Raw genomic sequence first — 14,719 nt, 5'->3', positions numbered from 1 at the left:
AAAGCGGCGAGGGCCAAAGGCCCTCGCCGCTTTGTTATGCCCCAACGCTTTTTTGTTCCACCCAACCCCCCACCCAACCGCCACCGAACGCACCGTGGGGGTCCGGGGGGCTCGGCCCCCCGGGTAATACGACGCCCCTTCCTGGGCGAAGCGCCGCCAGGCGCGAGCAGAGGAAGGGAAGAAGGGGCGACCCGCTCAACCAGCCTGGGGGTCACTGGGAGCGGGTCGCCGGGTACTAGCTTAAAGAACATTGGGCGGGAGCGCTCGTTCGGGGGTGGATTTGGCCGGGGTTCTTCCCCGTGACCAGGTGAACGTTCAACCTTTCACCTGTGCCGCCCGGACCAGGGTTTCCCTGCTCCGCAGGGCTTCCAGGGTCCGGCGGAACCCGCTGGCGTGCCGTTCGTCACCTCTGTCCGGCGGAGCCTCGGTTGTGCCCGTTTGGTCCGGGCCGGCGGCTTGCTCGGGAATAAATTGTCGGTGCCGCTCCCTAACCTTGTGATGTGACCACCACTGCGACGCCTGCGCGTCAAGACCGTCCGATCGTTGAGACGGCGCCCCGACCGGTCGGCTGGGTGCGCCGGTTGTCCGCTGCCTGCTGGGAGCACCGCGGCGTTGTCGTGCTCGCGATGACGGCGGCGGTGCTGAGCGTCGGGGTGCAGGCGGCGAGTCCGTTGCTGGTGCGGTCGGCGGTGGACGACGCGGTGGCCGGGCATACGGCGCAGCTGGCCGGGCTCGCGGTGGGGCTGGTGGCGTTGCAGGTCGTCGCGTTCGGGTCGGCGTTCCTGCGCCGGTACGTGGGCGGGCGGCTGGCGCTGGACGTGCAGCACGATCTGCGGAACCGGGTGTTCGGCGCGGTCTCGCGGCTGGACGGCGGGAAGCAGGACGCGTTGCGCACCGGGCAAGTGGTGTCGCGCGCGATTTCGGATCTGCAGCTGGTCACCGGGTTGCTGATGCAGGTTCCGCTGTCGGCGGGGTCGGTGATTTTCGCGGTGCTGTCGCTGGGCGCGATGTTGTGGATGTCGCCGCTGCTCACGCTCATCGCGCTGGTGGTCGCGCCCGCGGTCGGGATCGTCGTGGCGTTGAGCAGGCGGCGGTTGTTCCCGGCGACCTGGTCGGCGCAGCAGCGCGCGGCGGATGTCGCGCAGCACGTCGAGGAAACCGTCACCGGCGTGCGCGTGGTGAAGGGGTTCGGGCAGGAGGCGCGCGAGGTCGCGCGACTGGAGCGCACGGCACGGAAGCTGTTCGCGGAGCGGTTGCGTGCGGCGAAGCTGTCCGCGTTGCCGACGGCGACCACGTCGGCACTGCCTGCCGCGGGTCAGGTCGCGGTGCTGGCGATCGGCGGCGTGCTGGCGTTGAACGGGCAGATCAGTCTCGGCACGTTCCTCGCGTTCGCCACGTATCTCGCGGCGTTGATCGGCCCGGCGCGGTTCCTGTCCGGGCTGGTCGTGCAGGCGCAGCTCACGCGGGCGGGCGCGGAGCGGGTGTACGAGCTGATCGACGCGCAGCCGGAGGTCGCCGACAGCCCCGACGCGCGGCCGTTGCCGCCCGGCACGCTGGGCGTCGAGCTGAACGACGTGAAGTTCGGTTACACCCGCAGCGACCCGGTGCTCGACGGGCTCACGCTCGAAGCGCGGCCCGGCGAAACGCTCGCGCTGGTGGGCACGGCGGGGTCCGGCAAGTCCACGATTTCCATGCTGCTGCCCCGGTTTTACGACGTGCACTCGGGTTCGGTGCGGGTCGGCGGGCTGGATGTGCGCGACGTGCCGTTGAAGGACCTGCGGCAGGCGATCGGCGTGGTCTTCGAGGAAGCGTTCCTGTTCTCCACCTCGGTGCGGGACAACATCGCGTACGGCCGCCCGGACGCGAGCGACGAGGAGGTCTTCGCGGCCGCCCGCGCGGCGGAGGCGGACGAGTTCATCCGCGCGCTGCCGGACGGCTATGCCACCGAGGTCGGCGAGCGCGGGCTCACGCTGTCCGGCGGGCAGCGGCAACGGCTCGGGCTGGCGCGCGCTCTGCTCACTGACCCGCGAGTGCTGATCCTGGACGACGCGACGTCGGCGATCGACACCGTCACCGAAGCCGCGATTCACGACACGCTGCGCGCGGTCACCGCCGAACGCACCACGTTGCTCATCGCGCACCGGCGGTCGACGCTGCAGTTGGCGGACCGGATCGCGGTGATGGATCAGGGCCGGGTGGTCGACGTCGGCACCGAGGAGGAGCTGCTGGCGCGGTGCGCGCTGTTCCGCGAACTGGTCGCCGGGCCGGGCGACGACGTTGAAAAACCGCACCGTTGCGACAACCTCGAGCCAGGCTCGGACGGCACCACGGCAGTGCTGTGGCCGGAGGACGAGCGCGACGAGGTCGATGCTCTCGCCGAGGCCGCGCAGTCCCGCGGCGGCGTGCCCGGCGGCGGCACCGGATTCGCGGGCAGCGGCGGTGCCGACGTACCGCCGACCCCCGAGCTGCTGGAAGGCGTCCGCAGGCTGCCTCCGGCCACCGACCGGCCGCGACTGTCCGATGTGGACGTCACGGCCCCGGATCCCGGCTTCAAGCTGTCCCGGATCCTGCGTCCGGTGCGGTGGCCGCTCATCGGCGTGATCGGGCTGGTCGCGGCCGACGCGCTGGCCTCGCTCGCACTGCCCGCGCTGTATCAGCGCGGGGTCGACCACGGCGTCCTGCCCGGCGTGGCGAGCGTCGTGTGGCTGCTGGCCGGGATCGGCGCGCTCGTGGTGGCAGCCGACTGGTTCGTGGTGCGCTGGCAAACCCGGCTCACCGCCCGCGTCGGCGAGACGGTGCTCTACTCGCTGCGCGTGCGGAGCTACGCACACCTGCAACGGCTCGGGCTGGACTACTACGAGCGCGAGCTGTCCGGGAAGATCATGACCCGGATGACCACGGACGTCGACGCGTTGTCGACGTTCCTGCAAACCGGCCTCGCCACCGCGGTCGTCAGCGCGCTCACCTTGGTGGGCATCACAGTCGCGCTGCTGGTCACCGATGCCGCGCTCGCCGTCTATGCGCTGGCCATGCTGCCGATCCTGCTCGTAGCCACGCTGATCTTCCGGCGGGTCGCTTCGCGTGCGTACAGCGAGGCGCGCGAGAAGGTGAGCGTCGTCAACGCGGACATGCAGGAGAACGTCAGCGGTCTGCGCGTCGCCCAGGCGTACACGCGCGAAGAGCGTTCGGCGGAGGTGTTCGCATCGCGCAGTGACGACTACCGCCGGTCGCGGCTGCGGGCGCAGCGGTACATCGCGACGTACTTCCCGCTCGTTTCGCTGATGTCGGATCTGGCAACCACCACGGTGCTGGTCGTCGGCGCCCACCGCGTCGCAGGCGGCACGCTCGAAGCCGGTGTGCTGCTCGGATTCTTGCTGTACCTGCAGCAATTCTTCTCGCCGATCCAGCAACTGTCGTCGGTGTTCGACGGCTACCAGCAGGCCCGCGTCGGCCTGAGCCGCATCGGCGACCTGCTGCGCACCCCCACGTCGGTGCCGCCTGCCGAGAACCCGGTCGAACTGCCCGCACACCTGTCCGGCGAAGTGCGGTTCAAGGACGTCGATTTCTCGTACACCGGCGCGGAAAAGCCCGCGCTGGAGAACCTGACGCTGGACGTCGCAGCAGGCGAAACCGTCGCACTGGTCGGCGCGACCGGCGCGGGCAAGTCCACCGCGGTGAAGCTCGTCGCGCGCTACTACGACGCCACCGGCGGCGCGGTGTTGATCGACGGTGTCGACGTCCGCGAGTACGACCTGCCCGCACTGCGCGCCCGGATGGGCGTGGTGCCGCAGGAGGCACACCTGTTCTCCGGCACCGTCGCGGACAACGTGCGGTACGGCCGCCCCGAAGCCACTGACGCGGAAGTCGAGGCCGCCGTGCGAGCGGTCGGTGCCTTGGACGGAGTAGCCGCACTCCCCGCCGGTTTCCGGCAACCAGTAGGCGAACGCGGCCGCTCCCTGTCCGCCGGACAGCGGCAACTCGTCGCACTGGCCCGAGCCGAACTGGTCAACCCGGACGTGCTCCTGCTGGACGAAGCCACCGCCGCCCTGGACCCAGCCACCGAAGCCACGGTCCTCCGCGCCACCGAACACCTGGCCCGTCGCCGCACCACCTTCGTGGTCGCGCACCGCCTGGCAACCGCCGCGAAGGCCGACCGGATCGTGGTGCTCGACCACGGCCGCATCGTCGAGCAGGGCACCCACCCCGAACTGGTCGCCGCAGGAGGCCACTACGCACGACTGTGGGCTTTGGGGTGAGCAGGGAGGTCTTGCAGCGATAAAGCACCGAGGCTCGGCCGGGTGGCCGGTGCTGCGCGTCGCCACAGCGAGCCGCCCGCAACGATGGACAGCCGCAGCGCCGCGCACCCGCCACTTACCGAAAACCCTCGCGACCCGGCCACCGTCCGGCACCAGGCAATGCGCGCCGAACCGTCCACGCCCGCGCGGTGGCAACCACGCGTGCCAGCGTGATCAAGAAATCTTGCGCCGATAAATCACGTTGGCAACGAAATACGCCACCACCAAAATCCCCACACACCACGCCAGCGCGATCCAGATCCCGCCGCCCACCGGGCGTTCGGCGAACAAGTCGCGGATCGTGTTGACGATCGACGTCACCGGCTGGTGTTCGGCGAACGCGCGTACCGGGCCGGGCATGGTGGCGGTTGGTACGAAGGCCGAGCTGACGAACGGCAGGAAGATGAGCGGGTACGAGAACGCGCTCGCGCCGTCCGCGGATTTGGCGGTCAGGCCGGGGATCACCGCGATCCAGGTCAGGGCCAGGGTGAACAGCACCAGAATCCCGAGCACCGCGAGCCATGCCAGTGGTCCCGCGCTGGTGCGGAATCCCATCGCGAACGCCACGAGCACCACGACGGCGACGGAGATCAGGTTCGCGATCACCGAGGTGAGCACGTGCGCCCACAGCACCGCCGAGCGCGCGATCGGCATGGACTGGAAGCGTTCGAAGATGCCGCCCTTCAGGTCCAGGAAAAGCCGGAACGCGGTGTAGGCGATCCCGGAAGCGATGGTGATCAGGAGGATGCCGGGCAGCAGGTAGGTCACGTACGACTCCGAGCCGGCGTTGATCGCGCCGCCGAGGACGTAGGTGAAGAGCAGCAGCATCGCGATCGGCGTGATCGTCGTCGTGATGATCGTGTCCAGGCTGCGGGTGATGTGCCGCAGCGACCGTCCTAACAGGACCGAGCTGTCGGCGATGAAGTGGCCGCTCATTGCCCGTCCCCCTTGTTTCCGGTGCCGACCAAGGAAAAGAAGACGTCTTCCAGCGTCGGCTGCTTCTCGACGTACTCGACCTTCGCCGGCGGAAGCAGCCGCTTGAGCTCTTCCAGCGTGCCGTTCACGAGCACCCGCCCCTCGTGCAGGATCGCGATCCGGTCGGCGAGGTGTTCGGCCTCTTCCAGGTACTGCGTGGTGAGCAGCACCGTCGCGCCCTGCTCCGCGAGTTCTTCGACCGCGCGCCAGACGTCGTTGCGCGCCTGCGGATCGAGGCCCGTCGTCGGCTCGTCCAAAAAGATCACCTGCGGGTCCCCGATCAGGCTCATCGCGATGTCAAGACGGCGGCGCATGCCACCGGAGTACGTCGACACCTTCCGCGACCCGGCCTCAGTCAACGCGAATCTCCGCAACAACCCGTCCGCGATCTCGCCCGCGTTCTTGAGGTGCCGCAGCTTCGCCACCAGGACCAGATTCTCGCGTCCAGTAAGGATTTCGTCGACGGCCGCGAACTGCCCGGTAAGACTGATCGACTCGCGGACATCCTCACCCTGGCTCGCCACCGCGAACCCGTTGACCTCCGCCTCCCCCGCGTCCGCCTTGAGCAAGGTCGACAGAATCCGCACGACCGTCGTCTTGCCCGCGCCGTTCGACCCGAGCAGCGCGAAAATACTGCCGCGCGCCACCTCGAAATCGACGCCGCGCAACACTTCCAGCTTTCCGTACGCCTTCCGCAACCCCCGCACTCGTATCGCCGGCGCCGTCATACCGCACCGCCGACCGCGCGGTCGATGGATTCGGTCAGACGCGTCCGTTCGCGGGAAATCCAGTTCCCCTCGGGATAACTCCGGAGAAACTCCTCCGCGAACTCGACCGGCTCGTCACCGACAATGCCCCGGACCGTCGTCCCGTTCGCCGCACTCTGCTCGAACAGGTCGATGAGATCGTCCAGCATCCGGAGATGACTCTCCGCCGTCCCCGGCCCGAAGTACTGCAGATACCGGTGCAACGCCTTGATCGCCGCCCGGTAATCCGGCGGCAACTCCTCGACGCGCGCCTTGTACCGCCGGTACCGCTTCTTGTCCTCCAGCGGACCGGTGACCACTTCCAGATAATGCAGATACCTGCTTTTTCCGTCATTCCCCATGATCGATCCCCTCCTTGCGCAGCTGTTCGAGCCGGTCCGAGAGAAACCGCCAGTTCCGCCAGAACTCGTCGAGGCTCGCCCGCCCCGGAGCGTTCAGCGTGTAAACCTTGCGCGGCGGTCCCTTCTCGGACGGCACTTTCTCGACGTCGACGAGCCCGCGCTGCTCGATCCGCACGAGCAACGCGTAAACGGTGCCCTCGGCGATATCGGTGAATCCCCGCTCGCGCAGCCACGAGGTGATCTCGTACCCGTAAGCGGGCCGCCCGGCAAGAATCGCGAGGACGATGCCCTCCAAGGTCCCCTTGAGCATCTCCGTCGCCTGCTTGCCCATCGAACGCCCTTCAGCTAGTCAGTGTTGCTGAGTACCGGTAGATAGTAACACTGACTAGCGGCGGCGGGGAGGGGCTCAACCGCTTGGCTCCGCCCCCTTGATCCGTTCGACCAGCTCGTCGCGGTACTCCCGCACCGCCTCGAACTCCGGCTCGTCGCCGGTCGCCCGCTTCAACGCGCCTTCCAGGATCTTCAGACCCTGGCGAGCGTCGCCGCGCGCATCCGCCTGCCGCGCGGCGTTTTCCAGTGCTTTTGCTAGCTTGGTCCGCGCTTCGGGTTCTTTGCCCGCCTTGTGGATCCGGATCCAATTGCCGCCCGGATCGACGACGGTGAACCCGGTGTACCGGTCGTTGCGCAGCCGCGGCCGGGTCATCCGCGGGATGCCGGAGACGAGCAGTTTTCCGTGCACGGAACGCATTCCCGCCGCGAAGGACTCGAACAGCTCGCCGATGTCCGGGACGATGACCAGGCACGTGCTGTACGACTGGGCCGGGTCGTAGCCGTCCATGCCGAAGAAGTGCAGATTGATGTCTTCCCGCCGCAGCGCGACGTGCGGGTTCGGCCGCGTCTGCCGATAGGTGATCTCGAAGCCGAGCATCTCGTAGAACGACGCGATCTCGTCGATGGACGGACAGGGCAGGAGCGGAATGGTCAATTCGTTCGCCACTGCCCGAACCTAAGCCCGGATCCGCCGAAACGACACGGAGCTATTTGCTCATGCGAACAGCGGACGTGTCCGGCAGGGTCGCGCTTTCAGCGGCGAGTGATCCGCGCGCGCGGTGGTCTCGGCAGCCTGGCCGCCGCGGGAAATCCGTGCAGCTGCCCAGCTTCAGGGCAGTTCGCGCCAGCGGAGGTCGCCCCAACCGGCGGAGGTGACGTCGGCGAGCTCAGCCCAGCGGGTCGTCCCGGGGCGGACGTGCGTGTCCGAGCCGATGGACCACTCCGGCGCTTCCGGTTCGACGTGCTCGAACTCCTCGATGCCGGACGGGGTTCGCCACACCGCGGTGCAGGAGTCGCACATCAGCACGACTTTGCCGTGTTCGGTGACAAGCGGGCGGATCAAACCCTGGTCCCAGAACGACGGACATTCGACCAGCCACATCGCGTCACCACCGCCTCGCGCCTCGGAAATCGCTGCGGCCGGGTGAGGCCGCAGCCTTTCGACAGCACAACACCGGTCAGTGAACGAGTCGCTACGCAAATCTCAACTCAGCCGTAACACGGGCGGACGTCCTTGCACTGTCTCGCCCAGGTGAGTGGTGCAGCCGTGCGAGACCGACTGCCCAGCCGCCCGCAAACCCGCTGCGGCTCATCCGGCGAACTGTGGCCGGAGCCGACGAAGGGGCTGGCCCGCCGAGGGCGATCACGGGCGGGGGCGGAGCGGCACCGTCACGCGATCCGCAGCCGTCCGCTTCGCTCGACGGCCACCATCACCCGCAGCTCCCCGCCGCCTCCAGCGCCTCTCGGCAAGCCGCCACCGCGGCGAGGTCCGCGTCCGGGCCGACAGCTCGCGCGGGCAGCATCGCCAGCACCGAAGCCTCCTTCGCCCGCACCGTCGGATGGAGACGCGCCGCCTTGGCCAGCAACTGCGACGGTCCCGTCTCCACCAGCACCCGTCGTCCCTCTACCCGGAGCGGCGAGTCCGGCCCCAGCAGCGTGCCGACGGCGGGCCAGAACCGCACCGGTTCTACCGGGTGGGAGGCCCAGTAAGCAGGGTCCGTCGCCTCCGCATCGGTGAGCACGCGGCCGGTATAGCCCGACACCATCGGGATCTTCGGCGGCGAGGGCTGCGCGGCCGCGACCGACGGGAGGCATCGGGCGGCGGCTTCCGCCAAGGAGGGGCTGTGGAAGGCGGACGTCGCGGGGACCGGCAGGCACATCCGCCCATCGGCGCGCAGCTTCTCCGCCGCCTCCGCCAAGGGCGCTTCCGGGCCGGAGAGGATCAGCTGGCGGGGAGCGTTGATCGCACCGATCACGACGTCATCAGTCAGGACCGGGGCGACGTCCTCGACGGTCGCGGCTACGGCGAGCATCCCGCCCGCGGGAGCAGACGCCAGTTCCTGCACCCGCTGCCACATCAGCTCGGCAGCGGCGGGGAGTTCGAAAACACCGGCAAGGGTCGCGGCGGCTACCTCGCCGACGCTGTGGCCCAGCAGCGCGGCCGGTTGCACGCCCCAGGAAAGGATCATCCGGCCCAGGGCATGGCCGACGGTGAACAGCAGGATTTGCGAGCGGGTGACGTGGTCGAGGGGAACAGCGGGCGAGTCGGTCAGCCAGTCGGCGCGGATGGCGGGGCCGTCGGGGCCCAGCGCGGCGAAGACTTCGTCCACTGCGTCGGTGAAGGCGTCGTCGTGCCCGTACAGGCCGGCGGCCATCCGGACGTGCTGCGAGCCTTGGCCCGGGAACAGCAGTGCGACCTCGGTCATCACCCGAAACTCCTTCCGCCCGAAACCCCGGTGGCACCGGAAACAAACCGGATCGTGCGGCACGGCGGTCGACGGCTGCTCGACCCCTGCTGGACCGCCAGGTCGAGTCCGTTCCCACAGGCTGTCGAGAGCCCGCGGGAAGGGTGGCGGCATGAGATTCGACGGGCTGTACCTCGCCGGGCTCGGGAGCTGGCTGCCACCGGCGACGACGACCGCCGAAGCGGTGCGGAGCGGGCAATGCTCGGCCGAGACGGCGCGCAAAAGCGAGATGGAATCGGTCCTCGTCGCGCCCGAAGGGATCGCGCCGCCGGAGATGGCGGCCCGGGCCGCGCGAGTCGCCTTGGCGCGATCGGGGGTGGCGCGCGGCGACATCGCGGTGTTGCTGCACGCGACGTTGTTCCATCAGGGCTACGACTTGTGGTCGCCTGCCGCATACGTGCAGCGGGCAGCGGTCGGCGGGACCTGTCCGGCGATCGAGGTGCGGCAGGTTTCCAACGGCGGCATGGCCGCACTCGACCTCGCGGCCAGTTACCTTTTCGCGGACCCGGCGCGACAGGCAGCGTTGATCACCGCGGCGGATCGCTTTGACGGGCCCGATTTCGACCGCTGGCACAGCGATCCGGGCACGGCGTACGCCGACGGCGGGACGGCGCTGGTGCTGTCCAGCGTGGGCGGATTCGCGCGGTTGCGCAGCCTGGCGGTGGTGAGCGGGCCGGAACTGGAAGGCATGCACCGTGCGGGAGCGGCGTTCGGTGAGGTCGAGATGAGCAATCGGCAACTGGTCGATCTGGACGCGCACAAACGATCATACGTGTCCGAGGCCGGAATGTCACAGACCCTCGCGGCCATTCTCGACGGACAGCGCGAGGCGTTGAAACGCGCACTGAGCGACGCCGAACTGGAACTGTCCGATGTGGACCGTCTCGTGCTGCCGCACTTCGGGCGGCGGCGGCTGGTGTCGAACTACCTGCGCCACATGGACGTTCCCCTCGAACGAACCACGTGGGACTTCGACAGCAAGATCGGCCACCTCGGCGCGGGCGACCACATCGTCAGCCTGGAAAACCTCGTGCGCACCGGTGGCTTGCAGCCGGGACAGACCTGCCTGCTGATGGGCGTCGGCGCGGGATTCTCCTGGAGCAGCGCGGTGATCGAACTGCTGGAGAAACCCGAATGGGCTGACTGAGGCACAAGGAAAGGCCCCGCGAGAGGAGGAGTCGCGGGGCCTTTTCTCGTGCGGAAGCTACTCGACGATAGCGACCGCGCGAGCCCATCCGGCACCGGCGCCGGCCAGTTTCACCGGGAAGCACGACAGCGTGAAACCGTGCGCCCGCGGCAGTTCGGCCAGGTTCGCCAGGCGTTCGATCTGGCAGTACTCCCGGTCGCGGCCGCGCATGTGCGCCGGCCACAGCACCGACTTGTCGCCGGTCCGCTGGTAGGTCTCGATGATGTGCGTGAACGGCGCGTCGAGGCTGAACGCGTCCGTGCCGATCACGCGGACCCCGAAGTCCAGCAGCAGGTCCAGCCCGGACTGGTCGAGGCCGACGAACTCGGTGAAGTACTTCGGCGTGCCCGCGTGCTGGTCGGCTCCGGTGTGGAGCAGGACGATGTCCAGTTCCTTCGGCTGGTAGTCCACTCGGGACAGTTCGGCCCGCACGTCGTCCGCGGTGATGACGCCCGGCGCGCGGCCGGTGAAGTCCAGGACCACGGCGGGACGGTGGAACCAGTCGACCGGCATCTGGTCGATCGTGCGCGGGGCCGAACCGTACGACGTGGCGTCGCCGTAGTGCGCCGGCGCGTCGATGTGCGTGCCGGTGTGCGTGGTCAGCGACACCGTGTCGTTGGTGAGGAATTCGGCGTCCCGCAGCACTTCCGGGTCGAGGTCCATGCCGAAGTGCTCGCGCATTTCCGACACCAGGTGCTTGGCCCCGTCCTGGGCAGACATGGTGACCAGCGACAGCGGCTCGGGCTCCCAGCCTTCCGGATCGATCGGGGAGGACAGGTCAATCAGCTGCAACGGAGTTCTCCTTACGTCAAGACCGCAGGCTGAGCCCGCCGTCGGCGGTGATCACCTGGCCGTGGATCCAGCTCGCTTCCGGCGCGCTCAGCAGCGCGACGACATCGGCGACGTCGGCGGGCGTGCTCAGCCGCCCGGCGGGCGTGCGGGCCGCCAGCACCTGCACCATCTCCGGCTGGGTGGTCTCGTCGCCCTTGTCCAGCTTCGCGGTGGTGACGGCGTTGACCGTGATGCCGCGCGGAGCCAGCTCGACCGCCAGGTAGCGCACCAGCGATTCGAGCGCGGCCTTCGCGACGCCCAGCGCTACGTAACGCGGGATGACCCGCTGCGCACCGGAGCTGGAGACCGCGAGCACTCGACCGCCTGGCGCAAGGTGTTCGAGCAGCGCGGGAACCAGGCGCAGCAACGGATCCAGTGCGGTGGCGACATCGGTATGCAGGTCGGCAACCGACGCTCCGGCAGCGGGCATCGGATGCCACGACGCGGCGTTGTGCACCAGGACATCCAGCCCGCGACCAGCCGCCGAGACAGCTGCGGCGAGCTGTGCCGCACCGTCCTCAGTGGACGGATCGGCGCGGATCAGGGAAGCCGAACCGGGCAGCCCTTCGAGGCTCGCGAGGGCGGCTTTGGCGGCTTCGTCGTCGTGTGCGTAGTCGAGCAGCACATGCGCGCCGCTCGCGCAGAACTTGCGGGCGATGGCCAGCCCCAGCCCCTTGGTGGCGCCGACCACCAGGACGCTGCGGCCGGCCAGACCGAGATCGCTCACGCCGACGCCTCGGAGACCGTCGAGTACAGGTCCGCCTCGACGTCGACCAGCTCGACGAACTTCTTCACGTGCGCCTGGAATTCCGGGCTGGTCACGACGGCCTTGTGGGCGTTCGCGTCGACCCACTGGCCGATGTTCAGATACACCTTGGGATCGCGCAGCGACCGCACCATCTGGTAGGCGACGAACCCGGGCTGCTCGGCCATGTACTGCGCGTGCTCGGTGAAGACCTTCTCGAACTCTTCCGGCTCGCCCTTGACGGTGAACTTGCTGATGAACGTGACCACGGTATCGGCTCCTAGCAGTGCGGTTCCGGGATTCTGGCTGCCGCGCACGGAGGACAGCGCCTCGCGCAGCTCGCGGCGGACGAGCTTGCCGTTGGGCGAACGCGGGATCGCCCTGGTCAGCTCGACGTGCTCGAGGTGCTTGTAATACGGCTGGGCGGCGTTGAACTCCGCGGCGATCTCGCCCGCGCGCGGCACCCATTCGTCGCCGGCCGGGACGATCAGCGCGGCCGCCACCGCTCCGGCGAACTCGTCGGGCTGGTCGACCACCGCGCAGTCCGCCACGCCGGGGTGGCGCAGCAGCTCGGCCTCGATTTCGGTGGGCGAGACCAGCCAGTTGTCGCGTTTGAAGACGTCCTTGATGCGGTCGACCAGGAACAGGTATCCGTCCTCGTCGAGGCAGCCGACGTCGCCGGTCGGCAGCCAGCCGTCCGCGCCGACGCCGTCGCCGTCCGGGCGGCCGAGGTAGCCGCGCATCACCTGCGGGCCGCGCACCTCGACTTCACCGCGCTCGCCGACCGGCAGCGGCTCCCGGGTCGTCAAGTCGACAACGCGCACCTCGGTGTCGCGCACGACCTGGCCGACCGAACCCGGACGCGGTGCCGCCGGGCCGTCGGAAAGGACCAGCGGCGCGGTTTCGGCGAGGCCGTAGCCCTGCACGACCGGGATGCCGAACTGCACCCGGAGGGTTTCCGCGTGCACCGGGGACAACGCCGAACCACCGGACAGGATGACCTCGCAGCCGGGCAGCTTCAGGCCCGCCAGCCGCGGGTCGGTGGCGAGCCGGGCCAGGCGGAACGGCATCGAGTAGTAGTGCGTCACCCCCGCCGCGAGACCGATCGTGGCCACCGGATCCGGTGCCAGGCAGAGCACCTGGGTGGCTCCGGCGATCAGCGCGGAGTTCAGGTGCATCGGGTGATAGCTGGGCAGGTGGTTGAACGTCACCGACGTTCCGGTCACCCCGTGCGCCTCGGCGACCTGCACCGCGTTGACCGCGATGTTTCGGTGGGTGAGCCGCACGCCCTTCGACTGCCCGGTGGTGCCGCTCGTGAAGTGGATGCAGGCGACTGCGTCCGGCTCCAGTTCCGTTAAAGCGCCGACCGGACCAGCCGCCAGCGCGGCGATCGAATTAGCGCGGTCCGCATTCCCGAAGCACAGCAGGTGTTCCGGCGTCGCGGAAGCACGACCGACCGCCGCGGTCATCGAATCGTTCAGCACCGCGGCCGCGGCGGAAGACTCGGTCAGCACCCGGCCGAGGTCGCCTTCCCGCAGCAACGGGCTCAACGGCAGCACGACGTTTCCGCTGCGCAACGTGCCGTAGTAGGCGATCGCGAACTCCGGGTGCAGCACCGAGGACAGCGCGACGACCGAACCAGCCGACCCGATCCGTTCCGCCAGCGAGACAGCGAACCCGGACGCGGCACGGTCGAGCTCAGCGAACGTCAGGGCCGTCTCGCCGAGCCGGACCGCGATCTGGTTCGGGCTGTTCTCCGCGAGGGTGTGCAGCGCGTCCGGCAGCAGCGGCGTGTCGAGCAGCGACGCGACCGGGAGGACACCGTCAGCCATCGGCGCGTTCCTCCGCCCAGGCCTTGGCGAGGTTCAGCGTCGCGGTGCTGTTGGTGCCCAGCGCGTTGCGCACGAACGCCTTGGCGTCCTCGACTGTCTTGCCTTCGCCGAGGATCTTCTCCACCGCGTCGCGCTTGATCACCACGGTGTGCTCGGACGTCGCCCGCACCCCGCCGCCAGGTTGCGGCACGATGGTCCACAGTCCGTTGTGGACGGTCATCAGCGCGGGCAGCACCTGCTGCTTGTACGCGATGGCGTGCTCGTCGTCGAAGCACACGCGCACCGACTTCGTGGTGTGCACGGCGCCGGTCGCGGTCTTGGTGTCCATCTCCATGACCTGCAGACCCGGGGTTTCCTCGGTCAGGTCGAGCCGCTGGACGTGCGGCAGCCGCTCCGGCCACAGGTCCGACCGGTAGAGGAACTCGTAGACCGCCGCCGCGTCCGCGTCGATGTCGACGCTGTCCGCGAAAACCGTGGTGAGTTCTTCGGTCTCGGCGAGGCCTTCCGCGATGCCGCGGAGGTTCTCCAGCTCGTGCTCGCTGTTGCGGTCGACCGCCTTGCTCACCCACTCGACGTTCTCCGGCAGGTCCCGCACCGCGCTGAACGCGTGCTCCAGGACGACGGTGCACGAGTCCGGTCCGCCGGGCTGGATGTTCCACGCCCCGGTCATCGACGCGACCGGATGCTGCGAAACCTCCTGGCGGAAGTCGATGCGCAGGCCGTCCTCGTCGAGGTCGCGCCGCGAGGTCCAGGTCTTGGGCTCGTCGTTCGCGGTGGCCCACAACCGGATTCGCTCGGTGGTGCCGTCGCGTTCAAGCTGGCGCGCGTGGACCGTCGGCCCGAAGCAGACCGGCCAGCGGGTCACGTCGGCGAGCAGCGCGTACACGGCCGAGGCTGGCGCGGCGACGTCGATCTTGTGTTCGGTCTCGTAGATCCGGAGTGGTGCAGCCAC

At 69.1% G+C, this 14,719-nt stretch carries 13 protein-coding genes; 2 read left to right on the top strand and 11 right to left on the bottom strand.

The window, feature by feature from the left end; translation table 11 throughout:
• Positions 1–539: 539 nt before the first annotated feature.
• Positions 540–4,256, top strand: a complete 3,717-nt coding sequence (locus FKO37_RS10705; RefSeq protein ID WP_238608251.1) for an ABC transporter ATP-binding protein — start codon at positions 540–542, stop codon at positions 4,254–4,256.
• Between the two features lie 213 nt (positions 4,257–4,469).
• Here the strand turns inward: FKO37_RS10705 and FKO37_RS10700 are convergent, their stop codons facing one another.
• From FKO37_RS10700 to FKO37_RS10670, 7 genes are all read right to left on the bottom strand, one after another.
• Positions 4,470–5,231 carry an ABC transporter permease gene (locus tag FKO37_RS10700; RefSeq protein ID WP_037817167.1) on the bottom strand — a complete coding sequence of 254 codons (762 nt, stop codon included), beginning with the start codon at positions 5,229–5,231 and terminating at the stop codon, positions 4,470–4,472.
• Positions 5,228–5,998 (bottom strand): ABC transporter ATP-binding protein, encoded by a 771-nt coding sequence (locus FKO37_RS10695; RefSeq protein WP_037817169.1) that lies wholly within the window; start codon positions 5,996–5,998, stop codon positions 5,228–5,230. The genes FKO37_RS10700 and FKO37_RS10695 overlap by 4 nt, the downstream gene beginning before the upstream one ends.
• Complete coding sequence (locus FKO37_RS10690) at positions 5,995–6,378, bottom strand: DUF1048 domain-containing protein (RefSeq protein WP_037817170.1); 384 nt, start codon at positions 6,376–6,378, stop codon at positions 5,995–5,997. Before FKO37_RS10690 ends, FKO37_RS10695 begins: the two co-directional genes overlap by 4 nt.
• A complete protein-coding gene (locus tag FKO37_RS10685; RefSeq protein ID WP_037817171.1) occupies positions 6,368–6,709 on the bottom strand; it encodes a PadR family transcriptional regulator in 342 nt (113 codons plus the stop codon). The genes FKO37_RS10690 and FKO37_RS10685 overlap by 11 nt, the downstream gene beginning before the upstream one ends.
• Before the next feature lie 75 nt (positions 6,710–6,784).
• Positions 6,785–7,375, bottom strand: coding sequence for a hypothetical protein (locus FKO37_RS10680; protein ID WP_134728124.1), 591 nt, complete (start codon positions 7,373–7,375; stop codon positions 6,785–6,787).
• A 162-nt stretch (positions 7,376–7,537) separates the two neighbouring features.
• The gene (locus tag FKO37_RS10675) at positions 7,538–7,810 is read right to left on the bottom strand and encodes a hypothetical protein (protein WP_037817176.1); all 273 of its coding nucleotides are present in this window, start codon (positions 7,808–7,810) and stop codon (positions 7,538–7,540) included.
• Positions 7,811–8,138: 328 nt separating this feature from the next.
• Complete coding sequence (locus tag FKO37_RS10670; RefSeq protein WP_037817178.1) at positions 8,139–9,134, bottom strand: acyltransferase domain-containing protein; 996 nt, start codon at positions 9,132–9,134, stop codon at positions 8,139–8,141.
• 151 nt (positions 9,135–9,285) lie between these two features.
• Here FKO37_RS10670 and FKO37_RS10665 point away from each other — a divergent pair, with 151 nt between their 5' ends.
• Positions 9,286–10,320, top strand: a complete 1,035-nt coding sequence (locus FKO37_RS10665; protein ID WP_238604362.1) for a ketoacyl-ACP synthase III family protein — start codon at positions 9,286–9,288, stop codon at positions 10,318–10,320.
• A 57-nt stretch (positions 10,321–10,377) separates the two neighbouring features.
• Here the strand turns inward: FKO37_RS10665 and FKO37_RS10660 are convergent, their stop codons facing one another.
• The 4 genes from FKO37_RS10660 to FKO37_RS10645 are packed head-to-tail and all read right to left on the bottom strand — an operon-like array spanning position 10,378 to position 14,719.
• The gene (locus FKO37_RS10660; protein WP_037817183.1) at positions 10,378–11,151 is read right to left on the bottom strand and encodes a cyclase family protein; all 774 of its coding nucleotides are present in this window, start codon (positions 11,149–11,151) and stop codon (positions 10,378–10,380) included.
• A gap of 16 nt (positions 11,152–11,167) precedes the next feature.
• Positions 11,168–11,917, bottom strand: a complete 750-nt coding sequence (locus FKO37_RS10655; RefSeq protein ID WP_037817185.1) for an SDR family oxidoreductase — start codon at positions 11,915–11,917, stop codon at positions 11,168–11,170.
• Complete coding sequence (locus FKO37_RS10650) at positions 11,914–13,767, bottom strand: AMP-binding protein (protein WP_238604361.1); 1,854 nt, start codon at positions 13,765–13,767, stop codon at positions 11,914–11,916. The genes FKO37_RS10655 and FKO37_RS10650 overlap by 4 nt, the downstream gene beginning before the upstream one ends.
• Positions 13,760–14,719: an aromatase/cyclase gene (locus FKO37_RS10645; RefSeq protein ID WP_238604360.1), complete on the bottom strand. Its 960-nt coding sequence runs from the start codon at positions 14,717–14,719 to the stop codon at positions 13,760–13,762. Before FKO37_RS10645 ends, FKO37_RS10650 begins: the two co-directional genes overlap by 8 nt.

Origin of the sequence: Amycolatopsis sp. Poz14, assembly GCF_006704225.1 — a bacterium.
Taxonomy (GTDB): Bacteria; Actinomycetota; Actinomycetes; order Mycobacteriales; family Pseudonocardiaceae; genus Amycolatopsis; species Amycolatopsis nivea.
This window is presented reverse-complemented; position numbering and strand designations above follow the sequence as displayed.